Origin of the sequence: Crenothrix polyspora, from assembly GCF_900163755.1 — a bacterium.
Lineage (GTDB): Bacteria > Pseudomonadota > Gammaproteobacteria > Methylococcales > Methylomonadaceae > Crenothrix > Crenothrix polyspora.
Window position 1 is genome coordinate 1 of sequence record NZ_FUKI01000175.1, and the last position, 24,163, is coordinate 24,163.

19 protein-coding genes are annotated in these 24,163 nt (G+C 43.6%); 11 read left to right on the forward strand and 8 right to left on the reverse strand.

Annotated elements, in window-relative coordinates; genetic code table 11:
- Positions 1–296: 296 nt before the first annotated feature.
- From CRENPOLYSF2_RS18195 to gpmI, 4 genes are all read right to left on the reverse strand, one after another.
- On the reverse strand, positions 297–680 hold the full coding sequence (locus tag CRENPOLYSF2_RS18195; protein ID WP_087145375.1) for a 4a-hydroxytetrahydrobiopterin dehydratase: 384 nt from the start codon (positions 678–680) through the stop codon (positions 297–299).
- Between the two features lie 88 nt (positions 681–768).
- The gene (locus tag CRENPOLYSF2_RS18200) at positions 769–2,082 is read right to left on the reverse strand and encodes a S41 family peptidase (protein WP_087145376.1); all 1,314 of its coding nucleotides are present in this window, start codon (positions 2,080–2,082) and stop codon (positions 769–771) included.
- Between the two features lie 62 nt (positions 2,083–2,144).
- Positions 2,145–3,383, reverse strand: coding sequence for a murein hydrolase activator EnvC family protein (locus CRENPOLYSF2_RS18205; protein ID WP_087145377.1), 1,239 nt, complete (start codon positions 3,381–3,383; stop codon positions 2,145–2,147).
- 7 nt (positions 3,384–3,390) lie between these two features.
- The gene (gene gpmI, locus CRENPOLYSF2_RS18210) at positions 3,391–4,938 is read right to left on the reverse strand and encodes a 2,3-bisphosphoglycerate-independent phosphoglycerate mutase (RefSeq protein WP_087145378.1); all 1,548 of its coding nucleotides are present in this window, start codon (positions 4,936–4,938) and stop codon (positions 3,391–3,393) included.
- Positions 4,939–5,494: 556 nt separating this feature from the next.
- On the opposite strand from gpmI, the gene CRENPOLYSF2_RS18220 reads away from it, so the two are divergent.
- The 3 genes from CRENPOLYSF2_RS18220 to CRENPOLYSF2_RS18230 are packed head-to-tail and all read left to right on the forward strand — an operon-like array spanning position 5,495 to position 7,465.
- Positions 5,495–5,938, forward strand: coding sequence for a rhodanese-like domain-containing protein (locus CRENPOLYSF2_RS18220; RefSeq protein WP_087145380.1), 444 nt, complete (start codon positions 5,495–5,497; stop codon positions 5,936–5,938).
- Between the two features lie 41 nt (positions 5,939–5,979).
- Complete coding sequence (secB, locus tag CRENPOLYSF2_RS18225; protein WP_087145381.1) at positions 5,980–6,453, forward strand: protein-export chaperone SecB; 474 nt, start codon at positions 5,980–5,982, stop codon at positions 6,451–6,453.
- 7 nt (positions 6,454–6,460) lie between these two features.
- Positions 6,461–7,465: an NAD(P)H-dependent glycerol-3-phosphate dehydrogenase gene (locus CRENPOLYSF2_RS18230; protein ID WP_087145382.1), complete on the forward strand. Its 1,005-nt coding sequence runs from the start codon at positions 6,461–6,463 to the stop codon at positions 7,463–7,465.
- Positions 7,466–7,576: 111 nt separating this feature from the next.
- On the opposite strand, the gene CRENPOLYSF2_RS18235 is transcribed toward CRENPOLYSF2_RS18230, so the two are convergent.
- Positions 7,577–8,686: a hypothetical protein gene (locus CRENPOLYSF2_RS18235; protein WP_087145383.1), complete on the reverse strand. Its 1,110-nt coding sequence runs from the start codon at positions 8,684–8,686 to the stop codon at positions 7,577–7,579.
- Between the two features lie 420 nt (positions 8,687–9,106).
- Between CRENPOLYSF2_RS18235 and polA the strand changes: the two genes are divergently transcribed.
- Both polA and lgt read left to right on the forward strand, forming a co-directional pair.
- On the forward strand, positions 9,107–11,866 hold the full coding sequence (gene polA, locus CRENPOLYSF2_RS18240) for a DNA polymerase I (protein WP_087145384.1): 2,760 nt from the start codon (positions 9,107–9,109) through the stop codon (positions 11,864–11,866).
- A 58-nt stretch (positions 11,867–11,924) separates the two neighbouring features.
- A complete protein-coding gene (gene lgt / locus CRENPOLYSF2_RS18245; protein WP_087145385.1) occupies positions 11,925–12,710 on the forward strand; it encodes a prolipoprotein diacylglyceryl transferase in 786 nt (261 codons plus the stop codon).
- A gap of 88 nt (positions 12,711–12,798) precedes the next feature.
- On the opposite strand, the gene CRENPOLYSF2_RS18250 is transcribed toward lgt, so the two are convergent.
- The 3 genes from CRENPOLYSF2_RS18250 to speE form a co-directional block, all read right to left on the reverse strand.
- The gene (locus CRENPOLYSF2_RS18250) at positions 12,799–14,307 is read right to left on the reverse strand and encodes a YifB family Mg chelatase-like AAA ATPase (RefSeq protein ID WP_087145386.1); all 1,509 of its coding nucleotides are present in this window, start codon (positions 14,305–14,307) and stop codon (positions 12,799–12,801) included.
- Between the two features lie 43 nt (positions 14,308–14,350).
- On the reverse strand, positions 14,351–14,611 hold the full coding sequence (gene ubiK / locus CRENPOLYSF2_RS18255) for a ubiquinone biosynthesis accessory factor UbiK (protein WP_087145387.1): 261 nt from the start codon (positions 14,609–14,611) through the stop codon (positions 14,351–14,353).
- Between the two features lie 152 nt (positions 14,612–14,763).
- Complete coding sequence (gene speE / locus CRENPOLYSF2_RS18260) at positions 14,764–15,615, reverse strand: polyamine aminopropyltransferase (RefSeq protein WP_087145388.1); 852 nt, start codon at positions 15,613–15,615, stop codon at positions 14,764–14,766.
- 267 nt (positions 15,616–15,882) lie between these two features.
- On the opposite strand from speE, the gene adk reads away from it, so the two are divergent.
- The 6 genes from adk (at position 15,883) to CRENPOLYSF2_RS18290 (ending at position 23,905) form a co-directional block, all read left to right on the forward strand.
- Positions 15,883–16,521 carry an adenylate kinase gene (gene adk, locus CRENPOLYSF2_RS18265; RefSeq protein WP_087145389.1) on the forward strand — a complete coding sequence of 213 codons (639 nt, stop codon included), beginning with the start codon at positions 15,883–15,885 and terminating at the stop codon, positions 16,519–16,521.
- 13 nt (positions 16,522–16,534) lie between these two features.
- Positions 16,535–17,560: an aspartate-semialdehyde dehydrogenase gene (locus CRENPOLYSF2_RS18270; RefSeq protein WP_087145390.1), complete on the forward strand. Its 1,026-nt coding sequence runs from the start codon at positions 16,535–16,537 to the stop codon at positions 17,558–17,560.
- A gap of 71 nt (positions 17,561–17,631) precedes the next feature.
- Positions 17,632–20,262 (forward strand): motility hub landmark protein FimV, encoded by a 2,631-nt coding sequence (locus CRENPOLYSF2_RS18275; RefSeq protein WP_087145391.1) that lies wholly within the window; start codon positions 17,632–17,634, stop codon positions 20,260–20,262.
- Positions 20,263–20,625: 363 nt separating this feature from the next.
- Entirely contained in the window at positions 20,626–21,918 is a 1,293-nt protein-coding gene (locus CRENPOLYSF2_RS18280; RefSeq protein WP_087145392.1) for a hypothetical protein, read from the forward strand.
- A 78-nt stretch (positions 21,919–21,996) separates the two neighbouring features.
- Positions 21,997–22,530 carry a GTP-binding protein gene (locus tag CRENPOLYSF2_RS18285; RefSeq protein WP_087145393.1) on the forward strand — a complete coding sequence of 178 codons (534 nt, stop codon included), beginning with the start codon at positions 21,997–21,999 and terminating at the stop codon, positions 22,528–22,530.
- Positions 22,531–22,627: 97 nt separating this feature from the next.
- Positions 22,628–23,905, forward strand: coding sequence for a hypothetical protein (locus CRENPOLYSF2_RS18290; RefSeq protein ID WP_087145394.1), 1,278 nt, complete (start codon positions 22,628–22,630; stop codon positions 23,903–23,905).
- The last annotated feature ends 258 nt before the right edge of the window (positions 23,906–24,163 follow it).

Sequence of the window (24,163 nt, forward strand, 5' to 3'; positions counted from 1 at the left end):
TCGACAGATACAACAAATGAATTAACATGAGTTGATCTTGTGTCGAATGTAATATAACATCACAAACACTCATCACAAGTACCCACACACATTATTTTGATCTAGGTTTTTAAAGAGCGGTTAATCTTTCGATCAACTTAGTCCGCCTATTATATGCGGTTTTTTAATTCTGTCAATTTTTATTTTTTGTTTTTTTAAATTTACTGACTATTTCTGATTCAAAAATTATCTTTCTTCTCATATCCAAAACAAAAACAATAACCTAATTACAGCCCCTCAAGACTAAAAACAATAAACTAACTGTATTTAATATATTTAAATCGCGGATCATCCGGCGTACCATCCAATGCCCCCCCCTCTTTTCCAGGTTGCCACATGACAACTTCTTCAATCTTTCGCGCCAATTCAAAATCTTTATTAGTGATGCCTTTCGCTGCATGATTCATTAACTTAACAATCACAAATGCATAAGAAACAGTGAGATCAGGATGGTGAAAAGCAACCTCTGCAAGATGACCAACGGTATTAACAACCATTAAGGTAGCTTTCCAACCGCTGGTTTTGTACTTACGTCGAATCCAGCCATTTTCTAAATACCACTGTGGCAACTCTTCTCTTAAGCGCTCTTCAACTTCAGCATCGTTATAAGACTCTTCGTGTATCCGCTCTCTCCAGCCCATATTCGCTCACCCACTTAGATAAAATTCCCCGCTCTAAACACGAATTATTAAAAATAATCCGTTTTAACTTAGCAGACCTTAGAAAACATCACTTATTAACAATACTAATGCCTTTCAGCAAAGTTAATGCCTCATATAAAGCATAATCCTTCTTATCAAGCGCTTCTTTTGCTTTATCTGCTGCGCTTTGACCGCCGACAACTTCCTTAGCATTTTCTAAATGGTGCGATAAATCCGCCTCTTTAACCGGCTTAAATTCAGCTTTATCCAGAGATTCTAGCTTAAGATTTTCTAAAGCAATATCGGGCTCAATGCCCTCAGCCTGAATCGATCTACCGGATGGCGTATAGTAACGCGCCGTTGTCAACTTGACTGCCGCCCCATTACTGGTCGGCAAAATAGTTTGTACAGAACCTTTACCAAAAGATTTTTCGCCCATAATCACAGCACGCTTTTGATCTTGCAATGCACCCGCCACGATTTCTGAAGCGGAAGCTGAACCTGCATTAATCAGAACCACCATAGGTGCGCCATCAATTAAATCATCGGGCGCGGCATTAAAGCGCATCTCAGAATTTTCAATGCGACCTTCGGTATAAACAATAAGCCCGCTCTTTAAAAATGCATCGCTAACTTCAACAGCGGCATTTAAAACACCACCCGGATTATTTCTCAAATCCAAGATTAAACCTTTTAAATTACCGCCATTGTCTTTCTTTAAAGTGGCCAAAGCGTCTTTTAAACTTTCCCCTGTACCCGATTGGAAGCTACTGATGCGCACGTAACCGTAATTTTTTTCCAAAATACGACTTTTTACGCTTTTAACTTTTACTACATCACGTACCAAAGTAATCTTAAGCGGCGCTTCTGCACCCTCACGCACAATAGTCAGCAAAATTTTACTGCCTGGCTCACCACGCATTAGCTTAACCGCATCAGATAGCGCCATACCTTTTACTGGCTTGTCATCTAGCCTAACGATAAGATCACCGGTTTTAACACCAGCGCGTTGCGCGGGCGTATCATCAATAGGAGTAACGACTTTAACAAAGCCATTTTCCATAGTGACCTCAATGCCTAAGCCACCAAATTGCCCCATCGTTCCCTCCTTAAGCTCCTGATATTCTTCAGCAACCAAATAGGCCGAATGCGGATCAAGCCCTGTCAACATGCCCCGAATAGCATCTTCTAATAATTTTTTGTCAGTAACGGGCTCAACGTAATCGCGTTTGATACGGCCAAAAATCTCCGTAAAAGTACGCAAATCTTCAAAAGGCAGACTTTCCGTATCTGCAATTGGCGCAGGCTTATTTTTCTCAGCTAAAACACTGCTACATATACCTATAGAAATACCTAGCGTAACACCAAGAGACAAGATAAAAACACTCTTCTTATTTAGCATGCGTCTTAAAACTCCAAAAACTCAATTTCCTAAAATTACTGCTATTCAAGCCAAATAGCAATTTACTGATGACACCATGCCAAAGGATCAATCGGCTTACCTTTGTTGCGTATTTCAAAATACAACCCAGGCCGACTGCGACCACCACTCTGCCCAACCGATGCAATCACATCACCTGCATCCACCCAGTCGCCTTTCTTTTTATAAAGGCTCTGATTAAAAGCGTACAACGTCATATATTCTTTGCCATGCTCAACAATCATTAATAAGCCATAGCCTTGTAAAGCACCCGCATAAGCCACCTTACCTTTGGTAATCGCATGAATCTCCGCACCTTCTTGAGCAGCAATTAATACACCATTGCTCAGGCCTTGTGCGCCCTGACTACCAAATTTATTAGCTAACCGCCCTGTAACTGGCAACGGTAACTTACCTTTTAATGTGGAAAAATCACCGGTCATTTTAGGGAAATCTCCTATTACCTCAGATTCGCTATCTTCTGACACAACAATATCAGGCTCATCTGAGTTACCCGCAATAGGAACTTCCACTTCAGCTTGATCTCCTTCAAAAACAAGATCCGCATCTTCTATATCGAGCGAGTCCACTAAACTTTTCAAATTCTGTTCGCTTTCTTTAAGCCGCTCCAGACGCTGCTCATTAGAAGAAAAATCACTGTCTAACTGTGCGAAAAGATCATTTCTTTCTTTACGCACATTATCCAACGTGGCTTGCTCGATTTTTTTTTGCTCCAAACTTTTTTCTAAAACAGCCGTGTCTTTTTGCTTTTGCTGACTCAATAAATCCAAGCGCTTAACGGAGCTTTCCACATAAGCAAGCTTTGCCAAACGCGATTTATTAAAATAATCGTAATACATCATGAGCCTGCTTGATGATGCAGGATCTTGCTGACTAAGCATTAATTTTATACGTGCTTTTTGACCTATTGCATAAGCCGCCTTTACTTGGCCAGCCAATTCTTTATTACACTTCGCTATTTCTACTTCAAGCTTGCGGATTTCTAAAGGAATCTTATCTAAACTCTCGCGCTTTTCTTCAACCTGCTGCCGTAATACTCGTAATACCGCTGCGGTTTCACCATAACGTTGTTCAGCATCGGCTAACAAATTTTGCACGTCGTCACGCTGTTTTTTAATAAGTTGCATTTCTTGCGTGACAGACGTGATGTCTAACTGAACTTGATCCAGTTGCTTAATGCTTTTAGCAAAGCAATTCTCTACCGGTACCAGAGCCACCAATAACAACACAGGTAACAAGCAGTAGTCGCCCCACTTAATCATTCACGGATTATCCAATTTTAATAAGCGATTTCCCTGTCATTTCAGCAGGTTGCTCAATACCTAAAATAGCAAATACAGTTGGTGCTAAATCTGATAAACCACCACCGGACACTAGCTCACCTTCTCCGCCTACATAAACCAAAGGCACGGGATTAAGACTGTGCGCCGTGTGTGGCTGCCGTGTTTCAGGATCAACCATTTGCTCAATATTACCATGATCAGCCGTTAGTAACATCTTACCGCCGACACTGTTCAGCGCATCAACAATACGCTGCAAGCAGCCATCCACTGCCTCTACCGCCTGTATCGCAGCAGGAATAATTCCCGTATGGCCAACCATATCACAATTTGCATAATTACATACAATCACATCATACTTACCGCTAACAATCGCGCTAACCAAATGATCCGTGACTTCAGCAGCACTCATTTCCGGCTGCATATCGTAAGTCCTAACTTTGGGCGATGGTACTAATATTCTGTCTTCACCAGGAAAAGCACTATCAACACCGCCATTTAAAAAGAAAGTGACGTGTGCGTATTTCTCAGTTTCTGCCAATCTCAATTGAGTCAAACCCAGATTAGATAATGCTTCACCCAGACCATTTTTTAATTCAGTCGAGGGAAAAGCAATCGGGTAATCAAAATCCTGATTATATTCAGTCAGCGTACAAAAATAACCACGATAAGGCGACTGAGCATTTCTTTCAAAAGCACTAAAATTCGGCTCGGTAATTGCCTGTGATATTTCACGCGCACGATCCGCTCTAAAATTCATAAATACCACGGAATCTTCAGCATCGAGCGTAGTGATCTGTCGCTCAGCATCTAACACCACCGTAGGCAAAACAAACTCATCAGTCTCACCACGCGCATAAGCCGCTTCCAGGCCATTTAGCGCAGAATCTGTAACAAATTCTGACTGCCCGTTAACAATAAGCGCATAAGCCAGTTTAACTCTGTCCCAGCGATTGTCTCTGTCCATTGCATAAAAACGCCCAACTAAGCTAACAATTCTGCCCACACCTAAAGCCGCGCATTTATCATTGATGGCCGCGATGGATGATGCTGCACTTTTTGGGGGTACGTCACGACCATCTAAAAAGGCATGTACATACACCTTAGTTAAGCCACGCTGTGCTGCTAACTCAATCATTGCCATAATTTGACACTGGTGGCTGTGTACACCGCCTTCTGATAACAAGCCCATAATGTGCAGTGCCTTACCGTTGTCTTTCGCAACATCCACGGCTTTACACAGTACCGGATTGTCAAAAAAACGACCGTCATCAATGTCATCGTTAACCTTAGAAAACTCCTGTGGCACATAACGCCCCATACCAATATGGACGTGACCTACTTCAGAATTACCCATTTGACCTTCAGGCAGTCCTACGACTTTCCCTGAGCAGTCCAGTAAAGTCATCGGGTAATCTTGTTGCAATTTATCCCAACACGGCGTATTAGCCATTGCAATAGCGTTATTTTCTTGTTCAAGTGAATAGCCAAAGCCATCAAGAATCAGCAATACCACTGGTTTTGGTCGATTCGACATAAACCCTTTATCTCCTAATACTAAAAATTAGTTAAAAAATCCACGTTATTAAAGTGAACAATCAACACGTTAAATTATTCTTGCCACCCACACAGCTGGGACAAAGTTTGTAGGCTGGGGTGAGGTAACGAACCTCAAGGGTACGGTGTATCTTAGGTTGGAGTTCTTATCGACACCCCAGCCTACGCATAATCATTCACTTACGCCAATAACAGTACGCTTTGTCCCACCTTAAGTGGATAACCATTATTCTTAACCACCTGTTTATCTAAAAATCATGTATCATTTAATCAGGTTGCTAGTATGGGTATCAGATCATTCAATAATTAAAACACACATAAACCTGTATTATACCGAATATACGCTAGCCGTGCTGCCTATAAATCACAGCCCTACAAGTGCTGTCCACGCTGATAAGCATAACAACATAAAATTTTATATACATGCATTCAAAGCACCTTTTATCAGCTGTGCGTTGTTATAATGCTTGCAGGTGCAGTAGCAGCACTAAACACGACATTATTTTTTACTTCACTTGATTAAGTCACCTTTACTTATGCAACGCATTATAGAATTCGTTTTAAACCATTATGTTTATGTCCTCGCCTTAGCCGTCGTCATCTATTTATTAGTCCAGGAATTACTTGATGCTGCATTCAATAAGTCCAGCGCCATATCCCCGTTACTGGCAGTTGCTAAAATGAATGATGACAGCGTGACTATCATTGATGTCCGTGAACCTGATATGTTTATAAAAGGCCACATCGAAGGCGCAATCAGCAAACCGTTAAGTGCGTTAGCCAGCCAGTTAACATCGCTTGATAAATACAAAAAAACCACTATTCTTACCGTATGTCAAAATGGAACGCGCTCTGCATCGGCCGGCAAACTTTTGACAAAATCAGGATTTGAAAACATTCTGGTCATCACCGGTGGCATGGATGCATGGCAAGAAGACTACAAATTGCCTATAAAAACCATCAGTAAATACAAAGGTTAATCCCTTCAACCTCCCCATCACACTTACTTTAAATACCCATCATGGCTGAACAAAATAATACTGAAGACAAGCAATTTTCAATCCAAAAAATCTACACCAAAGACTTGTCTTTTGAAACCCCCAATTCACCGACCATCTTTACCGCAAAATGGGAGCCTTCTGTTGATTTCAACTTAGGCACTAACACGGTCGCATTAGACAATTCATTTTATGAAATCACCCTTAAAGTAACGCTTACCGTTAAATGTGGCGACACTATTGCCTATTTAGTAGAAGTCAATCAAGCCGGTATTTTTGCTTTAAGTGGTTTTGAAGATCACGAAATGGGACCGATGGTTGGCAGCTTCTGCCCAAATATTTTGTTCCCTTATGCAAGAGAAGTGGTTTCTGACTTAGTCTCCAAAGGAGGTTTTCCACAATTACTGCTATCGCCCGTAAATTTTGATGCCTTGTATGGTCAACATATAGAACAAATGCAACAACAAAGCCCTAACGGCACCAATACACTCAACTAATAGTTTTTTGAATCAAAAAATTACTATTCTAGGTGCGGGCTCTTGGGGCACGGCACTCGCTATACTGGCAGCCAGAAATGGTTGCCAGGTATTGCTTTGGGGACACAATCCGCATCACATAGCCTTGTTAGCCAAACAACGGCAAAACCGACGCTATTTGCCCGAACTTAACTTTCCAGACACTATCAATGTCACCGATAATATCAAAGATGCAGCGCAGTTCAGTGATTTAATACTGGTGTGCGTACCCAGCCAGGTATTTAAACAAACCCTGTTAGCACTGTACCCACACTGCACAGCCCGTATTACTGTGGCTTGGGCAACCAAAGGCTTTAACCCTGATGATGGCTGTCTATTGCATGAAGTTGTCGCTGACATCTTTGGCGCACACACACCGGCGGCACTGCTCTCTGGCCCAACTTTTGCCCGCGAAGTAGCAGCAGATTTACCGACAGCAATCACTATTGCCGCAAATCAAGCCGAATTTGCCAACCATTTAGCCGACATCTTTCACAGCAACCGCTTTAGAACCTACACCAGCACTGATTTGATCGGTGTAGAAGTAGGTGGCGCAGTAAAAAATGTCCTGGCAATAGCCGCTGGCATTGCCGATGGCTTGGGTTTTGGCGCAAACACCCGTGCCGCACTCATTACACGCGGACTAAATGAAATCATTCGCCTAGGCGTGCAACTGGGTGGCAAACAAGAAACTTTTATGGGGCTTGCAGGTCTAGGTGATTTAATTTTAACCTGCACTGACAATCAATCCCGAAATCGCCGCTTTGGCTTGGCTTTAGGGCAGGGCAAAAACAAAGATGACATTATCAAAGAAATTGGCCAAGAAATTGAAGGCATTTCTGCGGCCAAAGAAACCCATCTTTTGGCATTAAAATACGGCATAGACATGCCTATTACAGAACAAACCTACAAAGTTTTATACGAACAACTCGCCCCCCAAACTGCTGTACAAAATCTACTAAGCCGCGAACCAAAATCAGAAGCTAGCGACTAAACCTTTTATATTCAACGGTGGATTCAAATCCAAGAAAATATATTTTTCCACTGCGCCAATATAAAACGATAGCGCTTGCACTTCGGAGTTGAATCCACCTTATTTAAAAAGCTACTTTATCGGCGATAACAAAAACGCACTCGGCACACCCTTAGGGTTGATACCCACACCGGTAATTTGGCCTTTATCATTAATAGCGTTAGCGCTGGTAAGCTTCCATTTTTTACTCGGTGCAATCAAGCTATTTAAGTCAGTCATTTTTCCATTAACCGTTACGAAGGCGCGGACATTACTAATAGCCGGACGGGGCGGCTGATGCCCACTATTATCGAAAGGTTGAAAATTAGTACCTACAACCTGACCCTGGGCATTAATACCAAGTGCTATACTGGTATCGCCTATCCTAAGTGCGCCAAGATCAGTCATAACACCTTTAATAGTAACAAAAGCGTGACGGTTAGGGCTGCGAGGAATGTCTGATTCTCCTACAACCTGACCTTTATTATTAATGCCATACGCTCTGCTGTTTAATCCACCTAATGTGCCTAAATCGCGCATAACGCCTTTCACTGTTGCAAAGGCATGAACGCCACGGCGAGTAGCTGAATAACCTGCGACTTGGCTTATGTTGTTAATAGCATACCCATAACTATTTTTACCACCCAATGTACCCAGATCTTTCATAATCCCTTTAATCGTTATAAATGCGTGATACTCATTAAAGGCAGTGCCCGCATAGCCGGTAACCTGATTTTTATCATTGATTCCGTAAGCAAAACTAGAATAACCACCTAACGTACCCAAATCTATTATTTTCTTTTTATTGGCCTTGTCAGAAATAAAGGCATGCGCACCATCACGCACCGGATCATTAGTATTTCTACCAAAATAACCGGCCACCAAGCCGCGCGTATTAATGCCGGTAAAAAAACTGGTGGAAAAGATACGACGATTGAAAACGCTGAAATTATTGTCAGCCACAATACCGTTTTTAGTGGTAATTAGCGCATCGCTGCCACCATTATTAACGGGGTCGCTAGACGAACCGACAACCTGACCACTAAAATTGATGGCATTACCAATACTGGTAGTAGGCCTAGCGAGAGTATGGCTTTTAATGGGGCCAATTGCAGTCAGCGTGTACTGTGTGGCAGCGTGAACAATGGGTGTTAATACCAAAATGCCGCTTGTTATAGCAATTAGAATTGTGTTATTAACCATAAATAGTTCCTATGTAAAATAGTTTTTGAAGAAAATTCAGCAGGATGCTGGGAGACAGTGGCACACGTATCATGCAGATAATTAATGTGCTGCCACGAGCCTATAATACGCTTGTTTATGGGATAAAAGATCACGCTGTACAAGATAATTTAATGCTGTTTTCCGCGCCATAGCCTTGATGATAATTGATAAGCACATTAAACAAACACTGATGTTGCCTATCGTTTAGGTGTGTTGTGCCAGAAAAAAGGTGTGCTTATAAATACCGCTTTTTCTGCCACACTGAAATTGACCATACCAGTAGAAAATATCAACCCATTAAGCCAAGTCCTGAGTAAAATAAGCCAACTACCGCATATTATTGATGTAAAACGCAAAATATAACGCGCATTGAACTTTAACCTTGAACCTTACAAACACATGCCCGAAAACACACAACAACGCCTGATTTTAGTAGATGGCTCATCTTTTTTATTCCGCGCCTTCCACGCCGTGCCACCGCTAACCAGCCCTAATGGTTTGCCGACTAATGCCATTCACGGCGTAACCAATATGCTGCGTAAACTCATTGCTGATTACCACAGCGATTATATTACAGTAGTATTTGATGCGCCCGGCAAAACCTTTCGCAACGACTTATACGACCAGTACAAAGCTAACCGGCCACCGATGCCGGATGACTTGCGCGACCAAATTGCCCCACTGCATAAAATTATTCGCGCAATGGGTTTACCGCTGATTATGGAAGCCAGCATAGAAGCCGACGATGTCATCGGCGTATTTGCACGGCAAGCCGAGCGGCATGGCTTTAAAGTTATTATTTCCACCGGCGATAAGGACATGGCGCAACTGGTTAATGACAATATATTGCTGGAAAACACCATGACCAACACGCGCATGGATGTGCAAGGCGTGTTCGACAAATTTGGCGTGACCCCAGAACAGATTGTTGATTATTTAGCCTTAATTGGTGACAGCTCCGATAACATTCCTGGCATACCGAAAGTGGGACCAAAAACCGCCGCCAAATGGCTGGCACAGTACGGAACACTGGCTAATTTAGTCGCTAATGCCCACGAAATTACCGGTAAAATCGGCGACAACCTGCGCGATAACCTGGCGCAATTGGCACTGTCCAAACAATTAGCAACGATTGTCTGTGATTTGGAACTACCTTACAGCATTGATGATTTAAAACAGCAACCGATGGATGTGGATACGCTTAAATCGCTGCTGACAGAACTGGGGTTTACTTCGTGGCTTAGAATTTTAGCTAACACACAATCCGCAGCACCGGCAGTTAAAGCTGAAGCACATAAAATCACCGAAGCAACGAAAGAGAAAGAAACAGCGACTAAGCTTGAAACAGTAGAAACGACGTATGAAACCCTTTTAACCGAGCAACAATTGGATAACTGGCTAACACAATTGCAACACGCCGAGTTATTTGCCTTTGATACCGAGACCACCAGCTTGATGTATGGCAAGGCATTGGTTGTCGGCGTATCGTTTGCGGTAACGGCGGGCAAAGCGGCTTACATACCGCTCGCGCATGAATATCCTGGCTGCCCTGACCAATTAGACAGAACAACAGTATTGGAAAAACTGCGTCCGTTATTGGAAGATGTCAGCAAAGCCAAATTAGGGCAAAATCTCAAATACGACAGCCACGTATTGGCCAATCACGGCATCACCCTGCGCGGCATTGCCCATGACACTATGCTGGCCTCGTATGTGCTGAACAGCACCGCCAGCAAACACAATATGGATGATCTGGCCAAACACTATCTGGCAGTTGAAACCACACATTACGAAGACGTTACCGGCAAAGGCGCAAAGCAAATCCCGTTTCAAGCGGTCGCTATAGAACAAGCCGCGCCTTACGCGGCGGAAGATGCCGATATTACTTTGCGCTTGCATCAGGTATTAAGCGCAAAACTGGCTGAAATCCCCAGCTTGCAACAGCTATACAGCTGCTTGGAAATTCCTTTAATTACCGTGTTAGCGCGTATTGAAGCCAATGGTGTACTGGTCGATACTGCCATGTTGGCGCAACAGAGCATGGAACTGGCCAGCACCATTAATGCACTGGAACAACAAGCCCACGATGTGGCCGGACAAAGTTTTAATCTGGGCTCACCCAAGCAGATTCAAACCATTTTGTACGACAAGCAAAAACTGCCGGTACTGAAGAAAACCCCCACCGGCCAACCGTCCACCGATGAATCGGTGTTGCAAGAACTGGCGTTGAGCTATCCGTTACCCAAACTACTGCTTGAGCATCGCAGTCTCAGCAAACTCAAATCCACCTATACCGATAAGCTGCCACAGCAAATCAACAACAAAACCGGCCGCATTCATACGTCATATCATCAAGCGGTAGCGGCCACAGGACGTTTGTCGTCGTCTGATCCTAATTTGCAGAATATTCCTATCCGCAGCGCCGAAGGCCGAAAAATCCGCCAAGCCTTTATTGCACCGGACGGTTACCAGATAGTCGCGGCGGATTATTCGCAAATTGAGTTACGCATCATGGCGCATTTATCCGCCGATGCTGGTTTGTTGCAAGCCTTTAACGAAGGCCTGGATGTACACAAAGCCACCGCTGCGGAGGTGTTTGGTGTCGCGCTGGATCAGGTGAGTAATGACATGCGCCGCTCTGCCAAGGCCATCAACTTTGGCTTGATTTACGGTATGTCCGCCTTCGGTTTGGCACAGCAATTGGATTTATCGCGTAGCCAGGCACAAGCCTATATTGATCTGTATTTTGCCCGTTACCCAGGCGTTAAGCGATACATGGACACGACCCGCGAGCTGGCTAAAGAACAAGGGTATATTGAAACCTTGTTTGGTCGTCGCCTGTATTTACCAGAGATTAATTCGCGTAATGCCGCGCGTCGCCAATACGCCGAACGTACCGCCATTAACGCACCCATGCAAGGCACGGCAGCGGATATTATTAAACGCGCCATGTTAACGACGGATGCGTGGTTATTAAAAGCCCAGCCGGATGCCAAAATGATTATGCAAGTGCATGATGAGTTGGTGTTTGAAATTGCACTTGATCAGATTGACAACTGCAAAGCCCAGATTAGAGCTTTGATGACGGATGCCGCGGCGCTTAGCGTGCCCTTGCTTGTAGATATTGGCGTGGGTAATAATTGGGATGAGGCGCATTAGTGCAGTTACGCTTACGGTATAATAAAAATATTACTGCTTATTTTTTCAGGACATAGCGATGCTAAGTTTTCCACATATTAATCCCATTGCCATCACCCTAGGGCCGATAAAAGTCCATTGGTATGGTGTAATGTATTTAATAGGCTTTGCCGCCGTTTGGTTTTTGGGTCAAAAACGCGCCCTGCAACCGTGGTCACCCATTAAGCCAGAAGCCATTGAAGATTTGGTCACTTACGGCGCAATGGGGGTTATTTTAGGTGGCAGAATTGGCTATATTCTGTTCTACAATTTCGCTGAATTTATCCACAACCCGATTATTTTGATTAAAATCTGGCAAGGTGGCATGTCGTTTCATGGTGGCATGCTGGGAGTTTTTATCGCCATGTGGCTGTTTGCCAGAAAGCAAAACTGCACCATGCTACAACTCACTGATATTATTGCACCACTCGCGCCGATTGGTTTGGGCGCGGGGCGACTGGGTAATTTCATTAATTCAGAACTGTGGGGCAGAGCCACCGATGTACCGTGGGCGATGGTTTTCCCTACAGGTGGCGCACTGGCAAGACACCCGTCGCAATTGTACGAAGCGTTTTTAGAAGGCGTGGTAATGTTTATTATCTTGTGGCTGTATTCTAAAAAACAGCGCCCTACTATGGCGATTACCGGCTTGGCACTGTTGCTGTATGGCTGTTTCCGGTTTTTTATTGAATTCTTCCGTATGCCGGATGCCCACTTGGGTTATATGGCACTGGATTGGGTAACGATGGGGCAGATATTATCTACGCCGATGATTGTGATAGGTGGCTTGCTGTTTTATTTTGCACATAAAAAGGCAACACAATAAGATACGCTAAACATAGGATGCGCCAAACATTAGGGGCGCATCAATCATTTTTACATAAGACAAGAGCCCATCCAATCGGTGACTGGCGTCAAACTTTACGATCCAACTTCCGATAGCCAATCGCCTCGCTCAAATGATTAACCGCGATATGCTCAGCACCCGCTAAATCGGCAATCGTTCGCGCCAATTTTAAAATACGGTGATACGCCCGATGCGACAAACCAAACCGATCCATGGCTTGCTCCAGCAATTTGTGGCCTTGTTCGGTCAGATCACAATGCAGCTTAACTTCCTTGGCGCTTAACGCCGAATTGGGTTTGCCGTTACGGGCTGCTGCAATAGCACGAGCAGCCACCACGCGCTCCCGAATAGCGGCACTGGTTTCCTCACCCTCTGGTGAACCCTTGCGTAACACCTCGTGCGGTACACGCGGCACTTCCAGGTGCATATCAATTCTGTCCAATAACGGCCCCGATATGCGGGCGCGGTAACGCAGCACCTGTTCCGATGAGCAATGGCAACGCCCAGAGACATCGCCCAAATACCCGCAAGGACACGGATTCATCGCCGCAATCAGTTGAAAACGCGCCGGAAAATCCGCTTGTCGTGTGGCGCGAGAAATAGTGATGTGGCCGGTTTCCAAGGGTTCGCGTAACACTTCCAACACCTTGCGATCAAATTCCGGTAACTCATCCAAAAACAAGGTACCGTTATGCGCCAGCGAAATTTCACCAGGTTTAGGATTGCTACCACCCCCCACCAATGCTGCCGCAGATGCGGTATGGTGCGGCGCTCTAAATGGCGGTTTTAACCAGTTGGCAAGGTCTATACCACAATCACTCACCGAGGCAATCGCCGCTGTTTCTTGCGCTTGTTGTTCGGTTAACATCGGCAAAATAGTCGGTAAGCGCGAGGCTAACATGGATTTACCCGTACCTGGAGGACCGAGCATGAGCAAATTATGATTACCCGCAGCGGCAATCTCAAAGGCACGCTTTACATGGTATTGGCCATGCACATCAGCAAAATCGATATCGGGCTCAGGTGTTGGCTGTACGTCTGGTGCGTACACACTGGTAATGGATTTTTGCCCAGTGAGATGGGCGCACACTTCTAACAAATGTCCAGCCGGCACCATCTCAATGTCTTTAACCAATGCCGCTTCGCCGATATTTTCTCTCGGCAAAATCAACTTGCGCTGGCTGTTGCGGGTTTGAATGGCAATAGGCAATACGCCAATAATCGGACGTAACTCACCACCCAGGGACAACTCACCTACGCATTCGTATTGCTCCAGCGTGTGTTTGGGTATTTGGTGCGAGGCCGCCAAAATTCCCAAAGCAATGGCCAGATCAAAGCGGCCACTTTCTTTGGGTAAATCAGCAGGCGCAAGATTGATGGTAATACGCTGGGCGGGGAATTCAAATTTAGAATTTAACAACGCACCGCGCACGCGGTCTTTACTCTCTTTAACCGCAGCTTCCGGCAAACCGACGATAGACATGGCTGGCAAGCCATTAGCAACGTGAACTTCGACAGTAACCAAGGGCGCATCAATACCTGAGCGCCCACGGCTATACACAATTGCTAAGGCCATATCAACTACTCCGTGTTAGGTTGGCCGGTTAGCCGTTAGGTTTTTATAGCTCTGCTTTATCCAGCACTTGCGCTTCAATAGCTAACACGCGCTTTTCTAAAGCGTCCAATTTGACACGGGTTTTTACCAACATTGCTTTTTGCACATCAAATTCTTCGCGGGTCACCAAATCCAATCGGCCTAGAGTCGATTGCAATATGGCATGAAAATTTTTATCCATGTCTTCTTTAAAGTTGTTCAAGCCAGGTGGTATGGAATTAATTAAACGGCTGGCGATATCATCAATGGATTTGGGATCAAACATGGGGTTACCTCTGGATTTTAGGGTTGCAGATGAACATATATCAGCTTATCTGCGGATGTGTTCAGACATCTCCTTTTTCAAAGGGAGATTTGAGGGAAATTTTATTTAATAAATCTCCCCCTAGCCCCTCTTTTTCAAAGAGGGGAGCTGTTTTATTTTAAAGCCATTGCTTTTTTAAAAAATTCAGGTTGCGCCAACGATGCCTTGTGTATGTCGACATTATAGTAGACAGTTTCAAAAGGTTTGTTAGCTGAATCATGTTCTCTAAATTTACTTAGATCAGCTTTGCTAGCAATGGTTGCGCTCCACCAGCCGGAAGGATACAAACATTGTGGGAAAAACAACGTTTGTAAATGACCAAAGCCAGCGCTGCTCATGGCATCGCGCATTTCACCAATGAGTTTTAAATGTAATAAAGCCGATTCACTTTGCTGTATCACCATGCCATTTTCGGTAAGACAGGCCGCGCAATCACGGTAAAACGCAGCACTGAACAAGCCTTCAGCGGGGCCGACCGGATCAGTGCTATCAACGATGATAATGTCTACCGAGTTCGGTGCAGCGTCTTTCACCCATTTAATACCATCGATAAATTTCAGCTCGGCGCGTGGATCGCCGTTGGATTCACACAGTTCAGGAAAATAAATTTCTGCCAAACGGGTAACGCGCTCATCAATGTCAATCTGTACCGCATGCTCTACCAAGGGGTGTTTTAAAACTTCTCTTAAAGTACCGCAATCACCGCCACCGATAATCCACACCGTTTTGGGGTTAGGGTGTGTGTACAGCGCAGGATGACTCATCATTTCGTGGTAGAAGAAGTTGTCACGGGTGGACACCATCGTGCAGCCATCAATTACCATTAAATTGCCAAAGGTTTCGGTTTCGTACATTTCCAAAAACTGAAATTCGGATTGCTCTTCATGCAGTTTGTTTTTAATCTTTAATGAAAATGCCGTGCCAGCAGCGGGAACTTGTTCGGTAAACCATTCGGTTGGATTCATAGGGGGAATTCCTGAGAAAATAAAGCATTATATTAGAGTTTAACCCTGTCCGCGTTCAAAAATATAGCGCTATCAGTGATTATGAATGTACTTACAAGCAATTAGCGTATCATTTATATCAATGTTCTCACCTGTTGCTATGTACAAGGTATAATGAAAGAATAGAAAATTATACCTTTTACATCATTGTAAAAACGTTAGGCTTATGAATTGTGATTTGTTCACAACTGCACTGAAATTGTTTTTGCAACACCTTTGGAGTTATTAATGCGCGTTATTCTTTTAGGAAGCCCTGGTTCTGGCAAAGGAACTCAAGCTCAATTTATTACCGAAAAATACGGTATTCCACAGATTTCAACCGGTGATATGTTACGAGCAGCGGTTCGCGCAGGATCTCCTTTGGGAATAGAAGCTAAAAAAGTCATGGATGCCGGTGGCTTGGTTTCCGACAGCATCATCTTAGGTTTAATTAAAGAGCGCATTACGCAAGCCGATTGCAGCAATGGCTTTTTACTGGATGGCTTTCCTCGCACTATCGCACAAGCGGAGGGACTGGCTGCAATGGGAGTAAGTATCGATACGGTTATTGAAATTGTCGTACCTGATGAAGACATTGTTAAACGCATGGCAGGACGACGCGTGCATTTATCATCAGGGCGCACCTACCATATTGCCTTCAATCCACCTAAAAATGACGGTGTAGATGATGTTACCGGCGAAGCTTTAATTCAGCGTGACGATGACAAAGAAGATACCGTCCGCAAAAGACTCAGCGTATATCATGAACAAACCAAGCCGTTAGTAGGTTACTATTCTGCAATAGGGCAAAATGTTAACTTTAGCTCAATTATTGGCGTAGGTAGTGTTGAGGACATTACTGCAAAAGTTTTCGCTATTTTGGCATAACAAGGATTGATAAATGACTAAGCTTTATAACATTGCCGTCGTAGGCGCAACAGGTGCAGTAGGCGAAGCCATGCTGTCTATTTTAGAAGAACGTAATTTTCCCGTTGATCAAGTTTATGCACTGGCCAGCAGCAAGTCTGCGGGTAAAAGAATTCCATTTAAAGGGGCATCACTGGTAGTAAAAGATTTAGCTGATTTTGATTTTTCCAAAGCACATATTGGTTTATTCTCGGCAGGTGCGTCTATCTCTGCTGAGTACGCCCCGAAAGCTGCGGCAGCAGGCTGTATTGTCATTGATAATACCTCGCATTTTCGCTACGATGCTGACATTCCTCTGGTGGTACCGGAAGTTAATCCAGAAAAAATTGCCGATTATAAAAATCGCGGCATTATTGCTAATCCCAATTGCTCAACGATACAAATGTTGGTCGCCTTAAAGCCTATTTACGATGTGGCGGGCATTGATAGAATCAATGTCTGTACCTATCAAGCAGTATCGGGTACCGGCAAAAAAGGTATCGAGGAAGTTGTTAAACAAACGGCCAAGTTACTTAATGGCCAACCAATTGATACACCGAATGTTTATCCCAAACAAATTGCTTTTAATGTCTTGCCACAGATCGATATTTTTTTAGACAACGGCTATACTAAAGAAGAAATGAAAATGGTCTGGGAAACCCAAAAAATATTGGGCGATGCCGACGTTAAAGTCAATGCCACAGCGGTACGTGTGCCGGTGTTCTTCGGGCATTCTGAGGCCGTGCATATTGAGACAAAAACCAAAATTCACGCAACCGAGGTAAGGGCGCTACTGGAAAAAGCACCTGGTATCACCGTGATTGATGAGCGTGTCAATGGCAGCTACCCAACTGCCGTCACCGACTCTTCAGGCAATGACAATGTGTTTGTAGGTCGTATTAGAAATGATATTTCTCACCCATGTGGTATTGATCTTTGGGTTGTTGGTGATAACGTACGTAAAGGTGCCGCGTTAAATAGTGTACAAATAGCAGAAGTGCTAGTAAAAAATTACATCTAGGCTAAGCTTGTCTATATATTTGACTTCAGGTGGTAGAAGATTGTGGTTGATTTTTGTTTAGGAGAGTGGGTGTGCGCAAATTAACTAAAACTCTGGCGGTGATGTCGCTATTAGCTCCGGCTAGTGCTTATTCGCTAGGGATAGGTAGTATTAAAGTGCACTCGGAGCTTAATCAAAATCTTAATGCTGAGATTTCACTGGTTACGTCTGCAAATGAAGATTTGTCAAATATCAGTGTTAATTTGGCACCTCCTGCTAAATTCGATGAAGCGAAAGTACCGTGGGCACTTTTTTTATCTAAAGTAAAATTTGAGCCCATTGTTAAAGCAAATGGCAGTACCGTCATTAAAGTCAGCTCAAGTGAAGCACTAAAAGAACCTTTTTTAGATTTTTTACTGGAAGTGAATTGGGCTAAAGGTAGCTTGTATCGTCAATTTACCGTTTTACTAGAGCCGCCTGCCGCATACCAAAAAGCATCAATCTCCCACGTAAACGACTACCCGATTGACGCTGCCCCGCTAACGCCAGTTGCTGAGTATCACCCCCGCCGTACTATTGCTGCTACCCCGAAACATCGCCGCCGCGCGCCGGTTGTTCATGTGCTTCATACTGAGCGCGGCAGTACGGTTACTAAAAAGCACGATACCTTGTGGAAAGTTGCTGAGCGCGTTAACACCGATAGCGAAACGTCTACTGAGCAAATGATGCTGGCTATTTACGATGCCAATCCTCAAGGGTTTTATAAGAAAAATATTAACGCGTTATTACCCAATAAAACACTCGATATCCCTGATAAACAAGACATTACCAGTTTATCGAAAAAACAAGCCTTGGCTGAATTTAATCAGCAAATGCGTGCCTGGAAACATAGCGCCCCGCCTGCCGACGTTGTAAAAGAAGAAGAACCGACTCCCCCTGTCGTCAAAAAAAGAGCCGAGAAACAACTCACGCTAGCCGCGCCAACAGATGCACCAGTTGCCGACGATGCGACAACATCGCTGGCCACTGAACCAACGCCACCAGCTAGCACACAAACTACCGAACTAAAGCCAAAAGCTGGCGATGCTAACGGGCAAAACGGTGAAGCTAAAGCCGGTATCAACGTGGTTGGCTCCGGTCAAGATGCAAAAACAGATGAAATACTCGCCTTAGAAAAACAACTGAGCAGTCTGCAAAAAGATCTGTTGCAAAAAGAACAGCAATTAAATAGCTTACAAAAAGATAATAAAATATTGCCTGCTGTACCTGCAACCGAAGCCGTCAAAAACACACAGCCTCCAGTTGTTAGCATTCCGGAGCTACCTAAGCCACCTGTAGCGCAACCTGTGCCACAAGGACAGAATCCGTACATAGAAACACCCCAAGCCGATACCAGCTACTTATGGTTTGCTGGTATTGGCGGCAGTTTATTATCTTTGCTAGGCTGGTTATGGTGGAGAAAGCGTAAATTTGACGAACAATTTGATGGCGAAAGCATGTTTGCGCCATCCAGCATGATTAAGCCCAGCAACGCCAGTACTAAAGCGACTAGCAAAAGTGGCGCTGCTGGTGGCAGCGCAATTGCTACCAGCGCATTAGAGGAAAACTCTTTCTTAAATGAGTTTACCGCCAGCGATTTTGAAGTCTTTGACACGTCGCATGTTGAAATAGATCCTATTTCAGAAACCGATGTTTATCTGGCGTATGGCCGTTATCAGCAAGCTGAAGAGCTGATGCGACAAGCCATTAAAGATCAACCAGATAATGATGAATACAAACTGAAATTACTGGAAATTTTTTGTGCAACCGAACGTAGAAAAGACTTTGTTAATTACACCGCTGAATTAGCTGATGCCGGTAAAAAAGATCAGGCCGAATTTTGGGCAAAAGTCATCGAAATGGGCGGCGAAGTATGGTCTGATCTAAAACTGTCTTCAGCGGCTGATAACAACCTGTTTAGCGCACAAGAAACACCCACTGATAACATTTATACCAGCTTAACACAGCCACCCGTCGCGAGTACTCCCGCAAGTGATGAGAGTTCGGAAGACATTACTTTTGATATTGCAACTTTTGATACGGCTTTTGTAGAAACATTAATGGGGGCTGAAAGCCATCCGTTTGAACAAGATAACCTCGATAGCCCATCCGAATTTGCAACGCTGTCCGATATTGACACGGATGCGGCAGATCGTGAGTTAAAAAATAACGACAGTATTGATTTTGACCTAAGTTCATTATCTAGCGCATCTAAACTTGCCACTGAAACAACGTCTGTTACTAAAATACCCGAAGAAACACGCGATGCGTTTACGTTAAATAAACCGGCGATAATTTTAGAAGACACGCAGGAAATAGAAATATCCGCTGTCGATTTACCCCGCGAAGACGAAAAAGAGCTTAACGAGTTTAATCTAGATAGCTTGTTGAATTCCGATCACGACATGGCGCATTACGACACCAGCGAAGACTTTGATTTCGATTTTGACATAGTAAAACCTAATATTGAATCTGCCAATACGCATTATCTTGATGATAATGACGGTAGCTTTGATTTTATAGATTTAGATGAAATGGAAACCAAGTTAGACTTGGCAAAAGCCTATATTGATATGGGCGATTCGGAAGCGGCGAGAGAAATTATTGCCGAAGTGCTAGATAAAGGCAATTCTGAACAAATAAAAGTCGCTCGAAATTTATTCGACAATTTAGCCACAGGCTAGCTACACTAGCGCCCTAAAAAATGTAATAACAGCCGCCCACCCTACAAGCCCTGAACTTATCGAAGGGCTTATGGATCATAACTTCAACAAATTCACAAACAGTTAACATTGGTTGATCTGTCTCGCCAAATGGACGGTTGTTTTTCATAAACCTCGTCAGATAACATCATCAAACGAATATACCCCACCTTAATTCAGTCTCAAAATTCAGCCATCTAAAATCAAGCTGTCCACTTTAGTGGTAGCGCATTTAATTTTATTCCTAAATCGATTGATAGTAAGCGATATTTTATATTTTTGTACTAGACTATCAAACATAAAACAACTAGCCGCTGTCTTAACCCGTTACGTGGATTATACCTTATGAAAAAAGGACGAAAAGATGTGCTAGGCGTGTGCGTGCTAGGCATGGATGACCGCTCTTATAGACTTATCTCTCTGTTTTTAAAGGGGCCTTGCGAAGGCTTTGCTCAGGTAGTTGATGATGACATCGCCAGTGTCGATCTTATTGATACGCATTTTTCTTATTCAGAAAAACTGATAGAGACCAGTTTATCTCGTATACCGCAGCGCAGTGTTATTGTACTGACCACAAAAAAAACAGAACGACTGGTTAAAGATAATGTGCTCTATCTTGACAAACCGATTAAGGCGGAACAGATGATGGAAGCGCTTGACTGGGCAAATGACTACAGCAAAGGCAGACCAAGGCCAAAACCTTTTTTCGATACACCCACAGTACACACATTTTCGCCAGCGACACCGGCTCGGCCACAATCAATCTCTAAGCCTGATGCCAGCCAACCCGCTGCTTTACCACAGGCTATACAAACAGAAGTTGCGCCGCCTTACCTCAACGTTAAGACGCATGAGCGCGAACAACAAAAACTCATTGATCTTGACGAGCAACACAAAAAAGCTAAATATCGCTCAGCCATTAATATAGAGGAACATAAGTTTGATGATTTCATCGGCACAGTGCCAGACGTTAATCTAAATGACAGCACGCAACGTTATCAAGCAGCTTATGTCACTAAAAACTATTACCAAGGCTATGTACAATTTGCGTATCAATCATCGTTATCAAACGGGCACACATTGCAGCTAAATTGTACCATCTGGAAACCTTTGATTATTCTGCCACACGCTAAAGAAATCTGGTTAGATGCTGATGATACTTTATTGAAGGAAATGGCCAACGTTTGGCTAGACAGTCATGACATGAGCATAACCCCAGTTCAAAAAGATAGCTTGCAAAAAATAATCCACTTGGAAAAAGTTCAGGAAATGAATGCTTTCCTGTGGAAATTGGCGCTTTGGACATCAAAAGGCCGCTATCCCAAAGCACTGGATGTTGATAATGCCGTGGCTTTAAAACACTGGCCAGATTTTACGCGCTATATTGTTACGCCGCATGCTTTACGCATTTCAGGGTTATTGCTTGGCAGAGGCCCTGAAACTATGTTAGAAATAGCCGTGTTGCTTAATATTGAGCTGCGTTATGTGTATGTATTTCTCAGCGCAACACACGCACTGGGCATAGCCGTTCAAGCGAAAAGACAAGTTGATACTATAATTAAAACAACACTGCCCTCCACTCCTCCCGCCAAAAAAGGTTTGTTAAATAGTATTATCAGTAAATTGCGCGGGAGATAGAAAAAATATGCAAATACATTGCTTTAATACACAAATGTACAATGCTTTTATACACATAATAACAGTCCGACTAAAACCATGATTCAGCATAAAATTATTTTCACAGGGCCTGTTGGTGCAGGCAAAACCACCGCTATCGGATCTATCAGTGATACGCCGCCGATTAAAACCGATGCGGCAGCCAGCGATATGACCAAAAACAAAAAGTCAACCACCACAGTGGCTATGGATTACGGCATTATGGATATTGGCGGCGGTGAAAAAATCCATTTATACGGTACGCCAGGACAAGAACGTTTTGATTTTATGTGGGATATATTGGTCACCGGCGGCATAGGGCTGATTTTACTACTGGATAATACCCGTGCCGATCCTTTTCAAGACATGCGCTTTTTCTTGCAATCGTTTCGAAAATTTATTGATAAAACCGGTCTTGCCATTGGTGTTACACAAATGGATCTCAATAACCGGTATTGTATTGATGATTATCACATACATTTAAAGCCCTTCAATCTCAACCCGCCAGTATTTTCTGTAGACGCACGCGAGAAACGCGATGTGTCTTTATTAGTGCAATCGTTAATGTACACATTAGATCCAGGTCTCAGTTAAGCACCCATCACTGTTTACATAACCGTCAACGGTGTGATATGACGCTGCTTCAGCCTAATATCGTGCCTCTCTTGCATCGTTACACGAGATATCACCCATGAAAAAAAAACTTAAAACGGTGTTAGGTGTTGCACTATTAGGCATTGATGAACGCTCTTGTAAGTTGTTAAGTCTGTTTTTTAAAGGCCCTTGTGAAGGTTTCGCAAGCGTTGTGGCAGAAACCGATGCTAGCATAGATATTATTGATACTCACTTTGCCAATTCAGAGCAACTGGTAGAAAACAGCCTGGCACGGACACCACACCGCGCTATTATTGTGCTAACTGCTAAAAAAACAGACCGCTTGGAGTACGATAATCTACTTTATCTGGACAAACCGATTAAAGCCGAGCAGATGATGGCCGCTCTAAACTGGGCGCAAGACATCAGTAATGGCATAAGTAGCCCAAAACCTATTGTGTTTACTGAATCAGCTTTTCATCAAGAGCTTGTAGCGCAAACCAAACCTGTCTTTAAAGCCACACATCTCACCGTTGAGGCCTCCCTAACAGCTGCCAACCAAGACGGCACAGCAATTAGCAGCACAACCGAAAATCTGCAAAATAAGCTTATCGACTTTGAAGAACAACGTAAAAAAACCAAATATCGTTCAGCGCGTAGCATTACTGAAAACGATTTTAATGATTTTATCGATTTTTCGCCCGATGCTGATTTTAATGATATTAATGCGCGTTATCATGCGATTTACGACATCAAAAATCATTATCAAGGCTATGTGCAATACACCTACCAATCAGCTATGGCAAAAATGCAGATTCTGCAATTGAATAGCTCACTTTGGAAATCATTGGTTATACTGCCGCACAGCCGTGAAATTTGGATAGATGCTGACGATAGCTTGCTAAAGCAAATGGCCGGAACCTGGCTTGATATGGACAGTATGAACGTGTCTTCGGTTGACACAGAAACAGCACTTAACCTCGCAGACGTGGAAAAAATTCAAGATTTTAATAGTTTTTTATGGAAGCTGGCGCTGTGGACATCAAAAGGTCGCTACCCAAAAACAATTGCTGTTGACAGTCCGGTGTATTTAAAACAATGGCCGGATTTTACCCGCTATATTGTTACACCACATGCGTTACGCATCTCAGGATTATTGATTGGTAGAGGCCCTGAAACCATGATTACCATCGCGCAGTTACTGGCTATTGAACTGCGTTATGTGTATATTTTTATCAGCGCCAGCCATGCATTGGGCTTAGCCGCACAAGCCAAAAGACAAGTTGATAGCTTAATACAAGTCACCCTACCCACTATTCAACCTTTAAAGAAAAATTTATTCATTAAATTTATTAGCAGGTTACAAGAAAAATAACCGCTTTGTGTGCCGTTCATGCTTCGACAAGCTCAGCACGAACGGTGGCTGTAACTGCCCTAAGTTGAAAATCATGTAACACATTGATATATAAAATAATTTAAATAAAAAAATACAAAAACATGTCCGCTTAATGTGAGTATCTGCTATATTTACAGCGTTTTCACAGTTCAATAGTTACAGCGTAACCGTTCGCACTGAGCTTGTCGAAGTGTGCCGTTCATGCTTCGACAAGCTCAGCACGAACGGTGGCTGTAA

What these genes read in the sequence shown, in the direction of transcription:
- CRENPOLYSF2_RS18195 (WP_087145375.1), bottom strand. Translation starts at nt 680, where the DNA reads ATGGGCTGGAGAGAGCGGATACACGAAGAGTCTTATAACGATGCTGAA.
- CRENPOLYSF2_RS18200 (WP_087145376.1), bottom strand. Translation starts at nt 2,082, where the DNA reads ATGCTAAATAAGAAGAGTGTTTTTATCTTGTCTCTTGGTGTTACGCTA.
- CRENPOLYSF2_RS18205 (WP_087145377.1), bottom strand. Translation starts at nt 3,383, where the DNA reads ATGATTAAGTGGGGCGACTACTGCTTGTTACCTGTGTTGTTATTGGTG.
- gpmI (WP_087145378.1), bottom strand. Translation starts at nt 4,938, where the DNA reads ATGTCGAATCGACCAAAACCAGTGGTATTGCTGATTCTTGATGGCTTT.
- CRENPOLYSF2_RS18220 (WP_087145380.1), top strand. Translation starts at nt 5,495, where the DNA reads ATGCAACGCATTATAGAATTCGTTTTAAACCATTATGTTTATGTCCTC.
- secB (WP_087145381.1), top strand. Translation starts at nt 5,980, where the DNA reads ATGGCTGAACAAAATAATACTGAAGACAAGCAATTTTCAATCCAAAAA.
- CRENPOLYSF2_RS18235 (WP_087145383.1), bottom strand. Translation starts at nt 8,686, where the DNA reads ATGGTTAATAACACAATTCTAATTGCTATAACAAGCGGCATTTTGGTA.
- polA (WP_087145384.1), top strand. Translation starts at nt 9,107, where the DNA reads ATGCCCGAAAACACACAACAACGCCTGATTTTAGTAGATGGCTCATCT.
- lgt (WP_087145385.1), top strand. Translation starts at nt 11,925, where the DNA reads ATGCTAAGTTTTCCACATATTAATCCCATTGCCATCACCCTAGGGCCG.
- CRENPOLYSF2_RS18250 (WP_087145386.1), bottom strand. Translation starts at nt 14,307, where the DNA reads ATGGCCTTAGCAATTGTGTATAGCCGTGGGCGCTCAGGTATTGATGCG.
- ubiK (WP_087145387.1), bottom strand. Translation starts at nt 14,611, where the DNA reads ATGTTTGATCCCAAATCCATTGATGATATCGCCAGCCGTTTAATTAAT.
- speE (WP_087145388.1), bottom strand. Translation starts at nt 15,615, where the DNA reads ATGAATCCAACCGAATGGTTTACCGAACAAGTTCCCGCTGCTGGCACG.
- adk (WP_087145389.1), top strand. Translation starts at nt 15,883, where the DNA reads ATGCGCGTTATTCTTTTAGGAAGCCCTGGTTCTGGCAAAGGAACTCAA.
- CRENPOLYSF2_RS18270 (WP_087145390.1), top strand. Translation starts at nt 16,535, where the DNA reads ATGACTAAGCTTTATAACATTGCCGTCGTAGGCGCAACAGGTGCAGTA.
- CRENPOLYSF2_RS18280 (WP_087145392.1), top strand. Translation starts at nt 20,626, where the DNA reads ATGAAAAAAGGACGAAAAGATGTGCTAGGCGTGTGCGTGCTAGGCATG.
- CRENPOLYSF2_RS18285 (WP_087145393.1), top strand. Translation starts at nt 21,997, where the DNA reads ATGATTCAGCATAAAATTATTTTCACAGGGCCTGTTGGTGCAGGCAAA.
- CRENPOLYSF2_RS18290 (WP_087145394.1), top strand. Translation starts at nt 22,628, where the DNA reads ATGAAAAAAAAACTTAAAACGGTGTTAGGTGTTGCACTATTAGGCATT.